This window comes from Persicobacter diffluens, assembly GCF_036244895.1.
Taxonomy (GTDB): domain Bacteria; phylum Bacteroidota; class Bacteroidia; order Cytophagales; family Cyclobacteriaceae; genus Persicobacter; species Persicobacter diffluens.
Genome location: NZ_BQKE01000006.1, coordinates 132,483 through 145,542, shown reverse-complemented (window position 1 = coordinate 145,542; position 13,060 = coordinate 132,483). Strand labels below are relative to the sequence as shown.

General features: G+C 37.9%; 14 protein-coding genes and 1 pseudogene. 8 read left to right on the top strand and 7 right to left on the bottom strand.

Annotation, left to right across the window (positions count from 1 at the left end; genetic code table 11):
• Positions 1–160: 160 nt before the first annotated feature.
• Positions 161–370, bottom strand: a complete 210-nt coding sequence (locus AAA970_RS27875) for an ATP-binding protein (RefSeq protein ID WP_420916754.1) — start codon at positions 368–370, stop codon at positions 161–163.
• Between the two features lie 174 nt (positions 371–544).
• On the opposite strand from AAA970_RS27875, the gene tnpA reads away from it, so the two are divergent.
• The 6 genes and pseudogenes from tnpA (at position 545) to AAA970_RS25365 (ending at position 3,882) form a co-directional block, all read left to right on the top strand.
• Positions 545–841, top strand: a complete 297-nt coding sequence (gene tnpA / locus AAA970_RS25390) for an IS66 family insertion sequence element accessory protein TnpA (RefSeq protein WP_338239729.1) — start codon at positions 545–547, stop codon at positions 839–841.
• On the top strand, positions 835–1,206 hold the full coding sequence (gene tnpB, locus AAA970_RS25385; RefSeq protein WP_338239727.1) for an IS66 family insertion sequence element accessory protein TnpB: 372 nt from the start codon (positions 835–837) through the stop codon (positions 1,204–1,206). Before tnpA ends, tnpB begins: the two co-directional genes overlap by 7 nt.
• A gap of 23 nt (positions 1,207–1,229) precedes the next feature.
• A pseudogene (gene tnpC / locus AAA970_RS25380) lies at positions 1,230–2,456 on the top strand (IS66 family transposase); the annotation flags it as partial.
• On the top strand, positions 2,442–2,618 hold the full coding sequence (locus AAA970_RS25375; RefSeq protein WP_338239839.1) for a transposase domain-containing protein: 177 nt from the start codon (positions 2,442–2,444) through the stop codon (positions 2,616–2,618). The pseudogene tnpC and the gene AAA970_RS25375, both read left to right, overlap by 15 nt.
• A gap of 71 nt (positions 2,619–2,689) precedes the next feature.
• A complete protein-coding gene (locus AAA970_RS25370; protein ID WP_338239726.1) occupies positions 2,690–2,944 on the top strand; it encodes a tyrosine-type recombinase/integrase in 255 nt (84 codons plus the stop codon).
• A 134-nt stretch (positions 2,945–3,078) separates the two neighbouring features.
• Positions 3,079–3,882: a TIGR02391 family protein gene (locus tag AAA970_RS25365; protein ID WP_338239725.1), complete on the top strand. Its 804-nt coding sequence runs from the start codon at positions 3,079–3,081 to the stop codon at positions 3,880–3,882.
• A gap of 216 nt (positions 3,883–4,098) precedes the next feature.
• Here AAA970_RS25365 and AAA970_RS25360 read toward each other — a convergent pair whose 3' ends face one another.
• A complete protein-coding gene (locus AAA970_RS25360) occupies positions 4,099–4,224 on the bottom strand; it encodes a hypothetical protein (protein ID WP_338239723.1) in 126 nt (41 codons plus the stop codon).
• Between the two features lie 444 nt (positions 4,225–4,668).
• Between AAA970_RS25360 and AAA970_RS25355 the strand changes: the two genes are divergently transcribed.
• Positions 4,669–5,421 carry a hypothetical protein gene (locus AAA970_RS25355; protein WP_338239722.1) on the top strand — a complete coding sequence of 251 codons (753 nt, stop codon included), beginning with the start codon at positions 4,669–4,671 and terminating at the stop codon, positions 5,419–5,421.
• An 882-nt stretch (positions 5,422–6,303) separates the two neighbouring features.
• Here AAA970_RS25355 and istB read toward each other — a convergent pair.
• The 3 genes from istB to AAA970_RS25340 form a co-directional block, all read right to left on the bottom strand.
• Positions 6,304–7,026, bottom strand: coding sequence for an IS21-like element helper ATPase IstB (gene istB / locus AAA970_RS25350; RefSeq protein WP_479531373.1), 723 nt, complete (start codon positions 7,024–7,026; stop codon positions 6,304–6,306).
• A 129-nt stretch (positions 7,027–7,155) separates the two neighbouring features.
• Positions 7,156–8,268: an IS21 family transposase gene (gene istA, locus AAA970_RS25345; protein WP_338239838.1), complete on the bottom strand. Its 1,113-nt coding sequence runs from the start codon at positions 8,266–8,268 to the stop codon at positions 7,156–7,158.
• Between the two features lie 59 nt (positions 8,269–8,327).
• Positions 8,328–8,576 (bottom strand): LuxR C-terminal-related transcriptional regulator, encoded by a 249-nt coding sequence (locus AAA970_RS25340; RefSeq protein WP_338239720.1) that lies wholly within the window; start codon positions 8,574–8,576, stop codon positions 8,328–8,330.
• A 314-nt stretch (positions 8,577–8,890) separates the two neighbouring features.
• Between AAA970_RS25340 and AAA970_RS25335 the strand changes: the two genes are divergently transcribed.
• Positions 8,891–9,877 carry a hypothetical protein gene (locus AAA970_RS25335; protein ID WP_338239719.1) on the top strand — a complete coding sequence of 329 codons (987 nt, stop codon included), beginning with the start codon at positions 8,891–8,893 and terminating at the stop codon, positions 9,875–9,877.
• A gap of 101 nt (positions 9,878–9,978) precedes the next feature.
• Here AAA970_RS25335 and AAA970_RS25330 read toward each other — a convergent pair whose 3' ends face one another.
• Positions 9,979–12,402, bottom strand: a complete 2,424-nt coding sequence (locus tag AAA970_RS25330) for a DUF4230 domain-containing protein (protein ID WP_338239718.1) — start codon at positions 12,400–12,402, stop codon at positions 9,979–9,981.
• Positions 12,403–12,406: 4 nt separating this feature from the next.
• Positions 12,407–13,057 (bottom strand): DUF4230 domain-containing protein, encoded by a 651-nt coding sequence (locus tag AAA970_RS25325; protein ID WP_338239717.1) that lies wholly within the window; start codon positions 13,055–13,057, stop codon positions 12,407–12,409.
• Positions 13,058–13,060: the final 3 nt, after the last annotated feature.

Genomic DNA, 13,060 nt, shown 5'->3' with positions numbered 1-13,060 from the left:
CCATCATTTCTGTAATCTCAAACCATGTGGGTACCGCTAAAAGTAAAATAAATAGACTATGTTTTCAATAAATTAATCCTGTTGTGTAAGACTAATTGCATACCTTAATCGATAAGACTCCCCATCCATATTAATCAAATGAGCTTTGTGAGCTAACCGATCAATTAGGGGTAGGGGCAAGGGCAAGAGCAGGGAATATTTCATTCCATCTCTCAATATCCATATTGGCGGTGATTATTGTTGGTTTCCTTCCAGCCCAGAGGGATAAATGATTGAACAACAGCTCAGCTCCGGCCTTATCAAAGGAGATATCACCTACTTCATCGCAAATTACCAAATCGCATTTCTCAAACTTGACCTCGAACCACATTAACGCCTTCTAAGAGAGTGATTCTCAAAAGGGGGTTATTAATGAAATGGTTAAAAGGATACCGAAAAATTGCGACAACCTAGTTAAAAGAACAGAGTAAACATCCCGCCATCTCCATCTTTCCTTTTTGCATTTCAATGATGACCTTCCGTTAAATCATCAATATTTTAAAAAATGAGCTTTCAGGAACGAAAAATGTTTGCGTTGGTAGATAAGAAAGAATCGAGTAATCTGAAAACGGCCGATTTCTGCAAGGCGGAAGGGATTAGTCTGGCTTGCTTTTACAAATGGAAACGAAAGAAGCAGGAGTATGAGGAAAATGAGGACCCTTTCATTGAATTAGAAATTGAAGAGGCAGAAGAACAGGAGGTCCCAGGGGAAATAGAGCTTCACTTCCCCAATGGCACTAAAATGTTTTTCCCCGCAAACATTCCTTTGTCGTACCTTGAGCGCTTAGTAAAAGTATGTTAGCAATTGGCCCCAATGATAGGCTCTATCTTTTTCACGAGCCAACGGATATGCGCAAAGGTTTTGACGGTCTGAGCGGACTTGTGAGGAATCATCTGAAAGAAAACCCTCTAGATGGTAACATTTATATTTTCATCAATAAGTCAAGGGACAGAATCAAGTTACTACGCTTTGAGGGAGATGGTTTTGCTATTTATTATAAACGGCTGGAATCCGGAAGAATCGAGTTGCCTCCAAGGGTAAATGAAGAAAAGAAGGTGAAGATAGACCACGCCACCATCATGATGATGCTTCAGGGAATTGGGTTGATGCAATGTAAAAAATACAAAAGATTTTCCTTCTCCAGTGTTCATAAACGCAGTTTTTAGGCTAAAATTGTATATATTATTATATGCAGGAAGCCTCTTACATATGCGTTCCTAAGTTGCATTGGGATAAAATGACGTCCGATTTGGACTTCTATAAAAAGTGGTATGCCAATCGAAAAACAGAACGCTATGCGCCGGGGACCGAGGTAGATAACCAGCAACTTGCGATTGATTTCGCAGGAGAATCTGTGATTGATGAAAACATAACTTCATCAGAAGGAAATTCCAATAGAAAAGAGGTCATTGTTGAGTTAGAAAACATACCTGAAGGCGCTAAATTTATTCGGTACGAAACTACAGAAGTACTGGAAGTGACACCTCCCTCTGTGAGCGTATTGGTCATTAAGCGACCGGTTTTTATGGTTCCTGAAGATGATGATCGCTTTCGGTATGTTACTGCCGACTATCCGGATTTCCTGCCGATTCCCAAGAGTAATACCTCAGCCTCCCTTTTGGCGTATCTGATTGTGAGCAAATTTGTTGATCATTTACCGATCTATCGAATGGTGCAAATGTTCAGGCGGGATGGTATTATCTTCAATAGTTCCACCATTAATAACTGGTTCAAAAAGGTACATGAATTATTACAATGCCTGTATGAGAAGTTAGTCGATCAGGTTCAGCAAGCAAGCTATATTCAGGCCGACGAAACGACCATAAAATTAGCTCGCAAAGGCGGCACCGTTGACAATTATATGTGGTATTACCATGCCCCTTTGGAAAAAGTAGCCTGTCTGCAATATCAAAAAGAACGTGCTGCTGAATATGCGGATGACTTTTTCCTCGATTATGAAGGGGATTTTGCTCAGGCTGACGGTTATGCCGGATATAATCATTTAAAAGATCGCGGGATCACCCTTTTAGCATGAATGGCCCATGCCAGACGCAAGTTTTTTGATGCCCTTGGCAATGACAAGGAAATGGCGGAATATGCTTTGAGTAAATTTCAATTGCTGTATGAAATTGAAGAAGAGGTTAGGTCTAAAAACCTTAATTTTTCCCAAATTAAGGGTGTTCGGCAAGTCAGAGCCATCCCAATTTTGGAAGAGATGAAAAGTTGGGCCGAAAAAAATGTCGTGGATACATTACCCAAATCCAAGATCGGAAAAGCTTTCCGGTATTTTCTGAAAATGTATGATCGCCTCCTGATTTACACGGAGGGTGGCAGCTTCCTTATTGATAATAATCTTATCGAGAACTTAATCCGCCCGCTTGCCATTGGGCGTAAGAATTATATGTTTGTTGGTTCCGAAAGCGGTGGCTACTGGGCGGCAACATTCTATTCCTTTTTTCCTACCTGTAAGCTGAATGAGGTGAACCCCTACCAGTGGCTGAAGCATACCCTTGAAAATATCCGATCCACTCCAGAGAAAAAAATTTCTTCCCTTTTACCACAAAATTTTTCCGAATAATTATTAGGCGATGGAGCTTGGCTGGGATCTAGAGGGGTTGACGGGGATAGCGAAGTGTTTACATTGAAGGGGTGGACGGACAACCTTATTCGGCCACCTCCATACAATCTATTTTCAGAAAGGCTAAAAAAAGTGCTAAAATAAACCCTCTAGCCACTCCGCATACCCTCAGGCACAGTTTTGCCACTCACCTGCTGGAACATGGCACTGATCTTCGTTTTATACAAGAGCTATTAGGCCATAACTCCTCCAAGACCACTGAAATATACACCCATGTGACCAATAAAAATGTTAAAAATGTTAAAAGTCCCTTAGATCAACGGTGAATATGATTATATTACCAAACAATTAACTTATACAAATATGGTTGTGCGAATAAGGGAGATATACGCAATAGGAATTGAGTTTACACAATCGTTAGAGGCTATTAAAGCGGATAGCTAACAAACTTAAGATTAAGATGGCAAAAAAGATTTTCAATTCAATAGACAGCGGAACTTTGGAAGGGTTAGCAAAGATTTTGGCAGATACAGGACAAGGCTTAACAGGTACTGAATTATCGAAATTTATACCCGAGGCAGGACTTACAGATATTGACCCCACAAATACAAAATGGAAAAGGCTTTACAATAGTTTTGCTGAATATCAGACGCTAAATCAGAAATCAAATTGTATATTAAAATTCATAAATATTTCATTGAAACCTTCGCGCTTCGTAGGGCAAAATGATAAATTTGAAACAATACGAGCTGAATTAAACAAGAGGCTCTCATTTATCGGATTACAATTAAACGAGAGTGGAGTGTTTAATCCTGTAACAGCTACCAAAACTATATCAGAAGCTGAACAGCGTGTGAATAGATTTAAATCTAAGCTTGGCAATAGAAACATTCACCCCAAAATATATGAATATTGTAACTCTGAATTGATAACAGAAAACTATTTTCATTCTGTCTTTGAGGCGGTCAAGAGTATTGCTGAAGAAATTAGAAAAAGGACAAACCTAACTCTTGATGGAGGGGCACTTATTGATAAAGCTTTATCAGTGTCAAATCCATTAATTAAAATCAATTCTCTACAAACAGAGACTGAACAGAGTGAGCAAAAGGGATTTTCAAATCTCATAAAAGGGGTTTTTGGAATGTTTAGAAATTCAACAGCACATGCTCCTAAAGTTAAATGGAAAATAACCGAAGATGAAGCATTAGATATTATGACAACAATATCAATGATACATAAGAAGTTGAACCAAAACAGCCTCTAATCGAGTAGACGGGTGTGAGCCATAAGCTTACACTGCGCCTCTCACACCACCGTACGTACGGGTCTCGTATACGGCGGTTCGTAGGGCATAGAATAATTGCTCTTTGCACCAATTATTCCTTTCGGCTACTTTTAAGATAGGGCTAGCTGAGCCTCCCTATCGAATTTTCACTTCACCATACGTTCGGTCCTTCACCGACCCGTGAGAACTCCGACTTTATCCATAAAGGTGTCGGCTCAGGTCCCATCGGCTACTATGACCTCTGCTGACTTCTCCACAAATCAACACCTGATTATGAAGATCTCCAGGTAAGAGCATATTCTTTCCCTCGATTCCTGCCACATCTACTTACATTGCACTCACTCTCGTGTTTTGGACTTCACAAAGATGTGCTTGCTCATCCGGCGCCGTTAGCCTCATATGTGGTTCCTGTTCGTCAGTACCGAGTTTTGCAGTCTCGGCGCTATGCGCGGTGCCTTATAAGCTCCCGCTTATGGCAATTTCAGTGCATACCTCACGGTAAGTCACCTTGCGACTTGCTAATGCTTCGAGACGTTACTCCCGCGCATAAGGGACTTGCACCCTCTAGAATAATATTCTATATTCGAATAGAATAATGATGCCCATGCTGGGCACACACAATGTATAAAAATAATAGCCGAGATAGTAGTAACTTCAAGAGTTGTAGCCAGCTTCAACTGTCTTGTATCTTGACAGTTAAGTGCCACGCAGTCGGCTACTATTCTTATACTAAACGTTATGCTCAAGCAAAAAACAAGCTAAACAATGGATGCTTTTCTATGCTTTTTAGAAAAATACAAAGAATTAACTTCAATTGTTTTGACAATAGGAGTTTTCATACTTGGTTACGTACTTCAAAGAAAAGCCAGACGTATTCAAAGTACTATGACTTGGAAAGAATATCGAACCCCAATTTTAGAGTTCGCAAATGAAACAATTGATGTTATGTCTGAACTCGAAGGTCTATGCGAAATGAATCCTGAAATTTTAGGGCAAGTATTTTATGACAAACGCAATGAAGTAATAAACAAATTATCTTCTTTAAGAGATAAAGGAAAATTAATAATACCTAATCAAACACCAAATCTTTATGGAAATTGGAAAAGAGAGGCGTATAAAGGAATAAGACATGTAAGCCTTGATTGCTTAATATCCACATACTACTTGGCTGTGGCACTGGATTTTAATAGACAACGCTATAACAAACAGTCCTTCAACCTTAATAGGGTTTCAGAATTAGATTTTACAAATAAGTCGATTACTGGGAAAAGGCACCCAAACCTTATTCAGGGAATTAAAATATTGAAAGCATTAAATAGTTTGCCAGAACAAATTAGCTATGATGGTTTTAAGAATAGAGGATGGTCAGTAAAAAAAGGTGTAGTTGAGTCTAAAAGACAATTTACCTCAATTATTCAGCAAATGGTGAACACGCGAGCGTGGATTGACGAAACAAAAAAATATGAACCAAAATCAATAATGCCTGAGCATAATCGAGTAGACGGGTGTGAGCCATAAGCTCACACCACCGTACATACGGGGGCTTCGCCCTTCGCTTGTTTCAAGCTCGGGAGCATATACCGCGGTTTGTTACTTTTCATTACATCTTCTGTATAGATTAAGCATAGATTCATATCCACGGATTTGCAATCGCTTCACGGTAATGGTCGTTCCAAGTATAGGACTACAGCCCACCACCCCCCCATTATGCAACTAACCTCCCTTGTTCATTAGAGACGATTAACATTCAGCCCTTCCCCCTTTCGGGTACTATGGCTTCTGCTGACTTCTCCATCAGTCATCTAGTGACAATAGAGATCTCCTCAGGTAAGAGCATATTCTTTATTCATTTGTATTAGTTTTTATAGGTATTCATGATTGCTTCGCAATTCCCTCGATTCCTGCCACATCTACTTACATTGCACTCACTCTCGTGTTTTGGACTTAACAAAGATGTGCTTGCTTATCCGGCGCCGTAAGCCTCATTTGTGGTTCCAGCACAACGTGCGGTCCTTTCAAACTAACGTTCTCAGGAATGTCAGTACCGAGTTTTGCGGTCTCGGCGCTATGCGCGGTGCCTTATAAGCTCCCGCTTATGGCAATTTCAGTGCATACCTCACGGTAAACCATCTTGCGACTTGCTAATGCTTCGAGACGTTTCTCCCGAGAATAAGGGACTTGCACCCTCTAGAATAATATTCAATATTAGAATAGAATAATGATGCCCATGCTGGGCACACACAATGGCCAAGAAAAAATAGGGCGGATACGACTTTCAGCAAGGTTCGTTAACAAATTTTAAAAAATGGAATGGATATTCCGGTGATATTGACACCCCCTACCGGCCATATTGACACCCCCTGCTTTAGCGCAGGTTCATGGCAGAATTTGGTTTACAAGTTAACTTAATTTTCTCCTACTTTCCCCTTTTAATTCGATTCTGTGAGAAGTGTGTACCAAATGGTCCAAAATTGCATCGGCAATGGTCTGTTCTGCGATGATTTCGTACCAACAACTTACGGGTAATTGACTCACAAGGATGGTGGATTTACGAGCATGACGGTCTGCAATAATTTCCATTAGATCCTGTTGCTGTTGATGGTCAAGAACCTGAAGGCCAAAGTCATCTATGATCAAAAGATCTGCTTTCGCCAGCTTGGTAAACTGCCTGGCGATTGTGCCTTCGAGGCGGCATGTTTTGAGTTTGAACATGAGTTTTTTGAAGTTGAAATAGTAGGTGACTTTTCCCTGGGTACAGGCCTGATGACCAAATGCTGAGGCCAAGAAGCTCTTTCCACATCCGGTGGCACCGGTGATCAGGATAGATTGTCCTTTTTCAAGATAAGCCCCTGTGCTCAACGCCAGAATTTGTTCCTTGTTCAAGCCTCGTTCGGCACTGAATTTCAGCTCGGGGACACTTGCTTTATAGCGAAATTGAGCGGCTTTTAATAGGCGTAGTTCCCGGTTATTCTGACGGTGGTCTGCCTCAGCCTGAAGCAATAAGTTCAATCCATCATTCAGTGAGAGTTGATGAAGCTGTTTTGTTTCGACGAGTGATTCCCATTGTTTGGCCATTCCTTTGAATGCAAGCAATGAGAGCTGTTTTTCAATAGTAGAATACATAAGTTTATTTTTGTGAGAAATAACCTTGCCCCTGGTATTGTCATTCACCGGTAGCGATGCTTTATGCAAAGGAGTCGTGGGGATCCAGGTTTTATTGTTCAAAACATTTCGGACAAATTGATAGGTATATTATTCTGCCTCGATGGCTACTTTTACGGCTGCGGTAAAGTGCTCCAGTGGGTGTGATCGCATTAAATTCAGTAGTCCGTCAAAGCGGCGATATAATTGTTCCGGATAGTATTTTTTTGATAGAAGTATGTTCATCATCCGCTGTAGTTCCGGACATTTTTCAGCTCGTTTGAGGTAATATTCCTCCCCACGGCTATTATAATATTGATGCTGAGAACAGAGGTGCTCTTTGCTGGTGGTGTAACCGGATTTTTTAGTTCTTCGATGGGTCGCAATCAATTTTTCCTTGGAAAAAATCTCTACCAGAGAATCGGTAAAGACGGCCTGAACCTTCTGACCAATATACTCATACGGAACGCTGTAATGTCGGTAATCGATGCCCAGAAGGATGTGACCATTTTGAGCAACAGCATATTTACGGTAGTATTTGATTTCATAAGGCAGGTCCGGAAGCGGGGAGAGCACAGGCTTCTCTTTAGCCCAAAATTGCTCCGTTCGGCAATAATTGTGTTTCGGCATGCGGGTTTGGTTATGCAATGTCGTGTAATGAATCAATGCATTATTCACTTCTTCTATGCTGAAGTACTGCTGATTACGCATCCTGGCATAGGCGCGCTGATAGATCAGTTTAACCTGGTTTTCCACCAATGCTTTGTCTTTAGGCTTTCGTGGACGTGCCGGCACCACGGTGGTGCCGTAATGGTTGGCAAAATCCTCCAAAACCACATTAATAGTGGGCTCATAACGACTCGCCTGAATTACGGCCGCTTTTAAATTATCCGGAACCAAAGCCAAAGGAACCCCTCCTAGATGCTCTAAACAGCACTTTAGGGCTAATAAAAAATCATCTGTGCTTTGAGAGGAAACGGCCATGGCAAAACAATAGTCCGAATAAGGCAGGCACGCCACAAACACCTGACACTTGATAATTTCACCCGTTTCCTGATCAATATACGATAGCGTATCACCGGCAAAATCAATGTATAATTTATCGCCCGGAAGATGCTCTAAATGCATAGAAGGGCTATTTTTCCGAAGATACCGCTGAAGATGAAAGCAAAATTGAGAACGTTTATAGCCCTCAGGATTCGCTTCAATATATTCCTCCCACAAAAGTCCTTTGGTAACTCCGGTTTTTTCCAATTCTTTCGCCAGATAGGAGAGCTGGCTTTTTAATTCCCTGTAGCGTTGATCATCTTTTTAGGCCGGACACCCGATGAAAATACTTTAGAAAGCTTTAAATCGTCCATCTTGAGCATCTGGTCTATGCCCATTCGTGAGGAGGATATCTTCCGTTTATAGGCTTTTATAGTGTTTATGCTCACTTTCGTATTGCGGTGGATCTCTTTTTGAGAATTCCCCCGTTTTAGCATTTGCAATATCTGACGTATTTTCTTCATAGCAATTGGTTTACCTGCCATGCCTTATATCTTTTGGTTGTTGGTTCAAAAAATATAAGATAACCTGTTTTCCCATTAGTTAAGTACAATTTCTCAAAGGGAATTAGGGGTGTCAGCTTGCTCCAGTAGAATTTTCAAAATTTAAAGCCCGGTGGGAGTGTCAGTTTAGTCCGGCATATCCATCAAGGGTGGTTTACCCCCCTATATCCTAGAGTATTTATATAAATGCTCCAAGATATAGGGGGTAAACCAGTCGGCTATGAACAAGAGCACCCTTATTTATGTTTTTATAAGGGAAATTTTAAAACAAGCAAAATCCCTCAGTTATTGAGATTATGGAACATGATAATAAAATAAGAGAAGAACTTGAGAAACTAATAAATTCCGAATATTCATCTCACTTGATTAGTAACCAAATATTTGAGGTGATTAAAAAAAAGTGGCAAATTATTAAATGGTTTATTTACCCACTTATATTAGCTTTCGGGTATTTAAACTATAACTTATGGGGTGAGATCTCTAAAATTAATACTATAAAGAAAGATTTGGAAGCCGAATTAAAGTCAATAAAAAAGGAAAGAGATAGTATTGCAAATTACTATGATGACATATATAACAAGTATGTGGCAGAATCCAATCAATTGAAGTACCAATTAAAGGATCAAAAGGAAAATATTGACCGAGTCAATATGTATTATACTTTATATGTTGACCTATTTAAAACACAATTAAATGAAGTGATTGAATTAAAGAATAAAACAGAAAAAAATATTACAGCATATAACCAATTGAGCGACACTATCAATAAAAGGGTAACTGACTATTACTCAGTATACACTGAATTAAAGTCGTTACAAGAATCTATAAATCAGAGAATTGATTCCGTTGGTAATATTGCTCTTCTAAATAAAACCAATTCAGCCATTCGTTATGTTCATGCTGAGAAAAGCGATCGATATAAAGGAGAAATAATGTCAAAACTTGATTTAACTTTTGATGAATATAAACCTTCTACAATTGTTTTACCTGGAACCTCTGATACTTTGACTTTCATTTTTTATAATGCTACTAGAAAAGGAAGAATTAAAAAAACAATTCAATTAGATGTATTCAGAAATCATGAAAGATTACCAATAAGTCCACTAGAAATTAAAGAAGATAGAGGGATTTTCACTCCATCTGCTATACTATTGCCGATAAGTAATGATATAAATTATTTACTTGAGCCTGTCTTTATTTATTTACCTCCTAATATTGGCGGAGCATTAATAATTCCTGATTTTGTAGTATTAAAAATAAGTTTAGAGGACAATATACCCTAAGGAATTAGTGGTCTAGCCCCCTATTAATCGGACTTTCGTAGTTTGCGATATTGCTACTGCTCTTTCCGGTGAAACACTGGACCAGTGGACGTAGTGTCTTTCTACTTTTGAAGTATTTTATTACTCCAATCCATAACCAGGTTTTGAAATTCAGAATCTTCTGTTTTTTCCGTAAAGTAGCGATTCGCTTTTGTAAAAAAACCTTCATTAGCTTTGATCCAGTACCGATTAAAAATTTCATTAGTTATGGCATTTACACCGGTACCATGGGCTTTTTCTTTATTCTTATATAATATTGTGTAGCAATTAACGCTACAATTTTTAGAATCCGTGATTTCTAGTTCCACTTGAATACTATCTATTTCACTAATAATCGAATCCTGTCCGATAAAAACTAAATTTTCTGGTAATTCACTTTTTGAAAGTAAAAGAGTATCTGTTTTTGGTCCTTGAATCGCTTTGTACTCAAGGATCTTCTTTAAATCTTTATCTTTTAATACCCTATTCCAAAATACCCCATTCCCTGAATAGATCATTTGTTTTAAAGAATCAAATGGTAAATTATAGTGATAGGTTAATTTTGTTGAGTCCATACCCGATAGGCTTTTGAATAAAAAATCTTTTTTTACAATTGGATTTATTTCAGATTCAGTGATATTTATTTCTTCCAGGAAGGAATCATTCATTCTGAAAACTATTTTTTCAGGAAAAGTATCCTTTTTAACCTCAGGGGAACCATCTATTTGACTATGAATGACATCGTATCCAATTTTTTTCTTTAAATCATTGCTACTGAGTAGGTCATTCCACAAATTGTTATTTTCTGTAGAGAATAGTTCTTGCAAAATGTCGGTTGGTAAATCACTAATAATAGGTACCGTTATGGGTTTATCACTGGATTTGGATTTGGATTTGAAAACAAGCTCTTTTCTACCAATTGAACTTATCACAGATGTAGTATCATTGTTTAAAACAACAGTGTCTATTTTAAACGTTGAATGAGTCTTCAGCCAAATTGAAGTAACAAACTCATTGAAGTTTAATATGTTATCAATGTTGTCAGTAAACCAAAGGTCATGTAGGTATATGTCCTGCGCTTCTAAATTTTCCTTAAGCTTCAAGGAATCTTTGGTGTAAACTTGCAGTTTATGGATTTCAGCTAATTCTTTATGGTCCAATAGTGAGTCAGATAGTATCCTGTAGTATGCCTCTGAGAAAAGAGACAAGCCTAATTCACTTTTTTCAAAGGGAAATGTTTTTAAGTTTTGAACAGCTCCCTGTAATTGACTCTCCAGAGCGTTCTTGATTTCAGTATTTCTAATTCTGTTGGTCTTAGCTTCATTTAGGGTAAAAACGGAATCTATTTGTTTTTCGATTAATGTATTGATTGATTTTATTTCTTCGAAGTTAATAAATTCATCTGCCGCATATTCCCTTATTCTAAGCGAAAGTGCATTGGTATGTAAATAGACTTTGTTAATTTTTGTCTCAGTGAGTAAGCTTATGAAATTTTTCAGCGTTTCCTCAGCTTGTTCACCGGCTTGTTCCAGTATTCCCGCCTCAATCGATTTTCTTTTGAGCTTATCTATGCAATGAGTTTTTACCGCAATAGCATCTCTAAAATTAACATGTCTATTCGATTCAATAATTTCGAAGCCCGGAATTTTTTTTTCTGGAATAAACCAAGGGTTGATGTCTGCATTAAGTATTTTGGGTTCAACTCCAAAAATATGTACAACCCCAGTTTCTTCACTGAGAACAAAATTACTCTTATTTAGCTCACCAAAATCCAACCCTGCTTTTACCCATCCTCGACCAACCATCGATAGTATTTGTTTTCTTTGATTTTTGGGCAGGCTCATTTTTCGTTTGAAGTAATGGTAATCAGAGAAAAGAAAATCCCGATGGGCCGGTAAGTCATCACTCAAAAATGAAATAAACTCATCTTTATTTTTGGTTTCAGATGCTTCAATTATTTCTTTCAATAAGTTCCAAAGTACCTTGATTTGCTTTTGTTTTTCTAATTTTATTTTTTCACTAAAAGCTTTATCATTGATATAAAACCAATAATATTCAAGTATTAATCCTAAAGTGTCATTAGATGCTATGTCAGGTATTATTTGATTTTCTATACTTTTTTCAAGTATTTTCTTGGTTTTATTTCGTTTAGACCACTGAAAAAGCCCTTTTTTAGTAGGTTCGGAGTTTTTTTCATTAAGGTAGATACCATACAAGTCCTCCTTTAATTCTCTGAAGACTTCATTTGGATCTACATTAAGATCATCAGAGTTAATAAAATTTAGCTTTGATTGATCTATAGTGGAAATAACTTCTCCATAATATTCTGCTGTGACTAATTCGCCTATTTCTTTTATTTCAGAAACGTTATTTGCTGTCTGCTTGAGTTTTATCCCCCCTCCAAAAATATTTCCCGGGTTGAGAAGAAATACCGCAACAACAACCGCAATAATAATAAGTGCGTTTAATATCTCTTTCCAATATTTTAGAATTAGGGAAAATATCATCTTCTTATTCGGTTAGGTCAATTTTGTCTATTATAAGTTCATCACTCTTGAAGGATATATAAATTTCCTGGTAATTCATTGCCCTTAAGAGACTGGTTAGCATTTTCCTTGTATGCTCTTGAGTTGTTTCGACTATCCCCATGAATTCTAAATTATTTCTAATATCTATTTCCGCACGTCGAAATAGGATTTCTTGCTCTTCAAGAGATATTTTATTCATAAATTTTTTAGAATCTGTTATTTCATTGTCAAGTTTGAAACTCTGGGGAGGGTAGGAAAAATTAACTACTTCGACTGGAGGGAGTATAATCGATATAGATTTTCCTATTATTTCTATGTCATTTGGGTTAACTTTATTGAGATCAACTCCTGTTTTTATTTTGGCTTGGGAATAAGCCAGAAACCTAGCTTCGTTTAATTTAATTGACCAAAATAATTTTTTCTCTTTTGTGCCGTGTACAATTTTGTCAACTGTAAACTCAGTGGTAGCTAGTTTAGATGCTGCCTGAATTTTCCCTACTACTAATGGGCGTTCATCTTTATTACAACCTATTAGTAGGGGAATGAGTAGGATTAGCCCTAAAATTTTAATTATTGGGGAAGTGGATATTTTTGGTAAATCCACCATATTTACGCTATATTTTTTACCTAACATATT

What these genes read in the sequence shown, in the direction of transcription:
- AAA970_RS27875 (WP_420916754.1), bottom strand. Translation starts at nt 370, where the DNA reads ATGTGGTTCGAGGTCAAGTTTGAGAAATGCGATTTGGTAATTTGCGAT.
- tnpA (WP_338239729.1), top strand. Translation starts at nt 545, where the DNA reads ATGAGCTTTCAGGAACGAAAAATGTTTGCGTTGGTAGATAAGAAAGAA.
- tnpB (WP_338239727.1), top strand. Translation starts at nt 835, where the DNA reads ATGTTAGCAATTGGCCCCAATGATAGGCTCTATCTTTTTCACGAGCCA.
- AAA970_RS25375 (WP_338239839.1), top strand. Translation starts at nt 2,442, where the DNA reads ATGTTTGTTGGTTCCGAAAGCGGTGGCTACTGGGCGGCAACATTCTAT.
- AAA970_RS25365 (WP_338239725.1), top strand. Translation starts at nt 3,079, where the DNA reads ATGGCAAAAAAGATTTTCAATTCAATAGACAGCGGAACTTTGGAAGGG.
- AAA970_RS25355 (WP_338239722.1), top strand. Translation starts at nt 4,669, where the DNA reads ATGGATGCTTTTCTATGCTTTTTAGAAAAATACAAAGAATTAACTTCA.
- istB (WP_479531373.1), bottom strand. Translation starts at nt 7,026, where the DNA reads ATGTATTCTACTATTGAAAAACAGCTCTCATTGCTTGCATTCAAAGGA.
- AAA970_RS25340 (WP_338239720.1), bottom strand. Translation starts at nt 8,576, where the DNA reads ATGGCAGGTAAACCAATTGCTATGAAGAAAATACGTCAGATATTGCAA.
- AAA970_RS25335 (WP_338239719.1), top strand. Translation starts at nt 8,891, where the DNA reads ATGGAACATGATAATAAAATAAGAGAAGAACTTGAGAAACTAATAAAT.
- AAA970_RS25330 (WP_338239718.1), bottom strand. Translation starts at nt 12,402, where the DNA reads ATGATATTTTCCCTAATTCTAAAATATTGGAAAGAGATATTAAACGCA.
- AAA970_RS25325 (WP_338239717.1), bottom strand. Translation starts at nt 13,057, where the DNA reads ATGTTAGGTAAAAAATATAGCGTAAATATGGTGGATTTACCAAAAATA.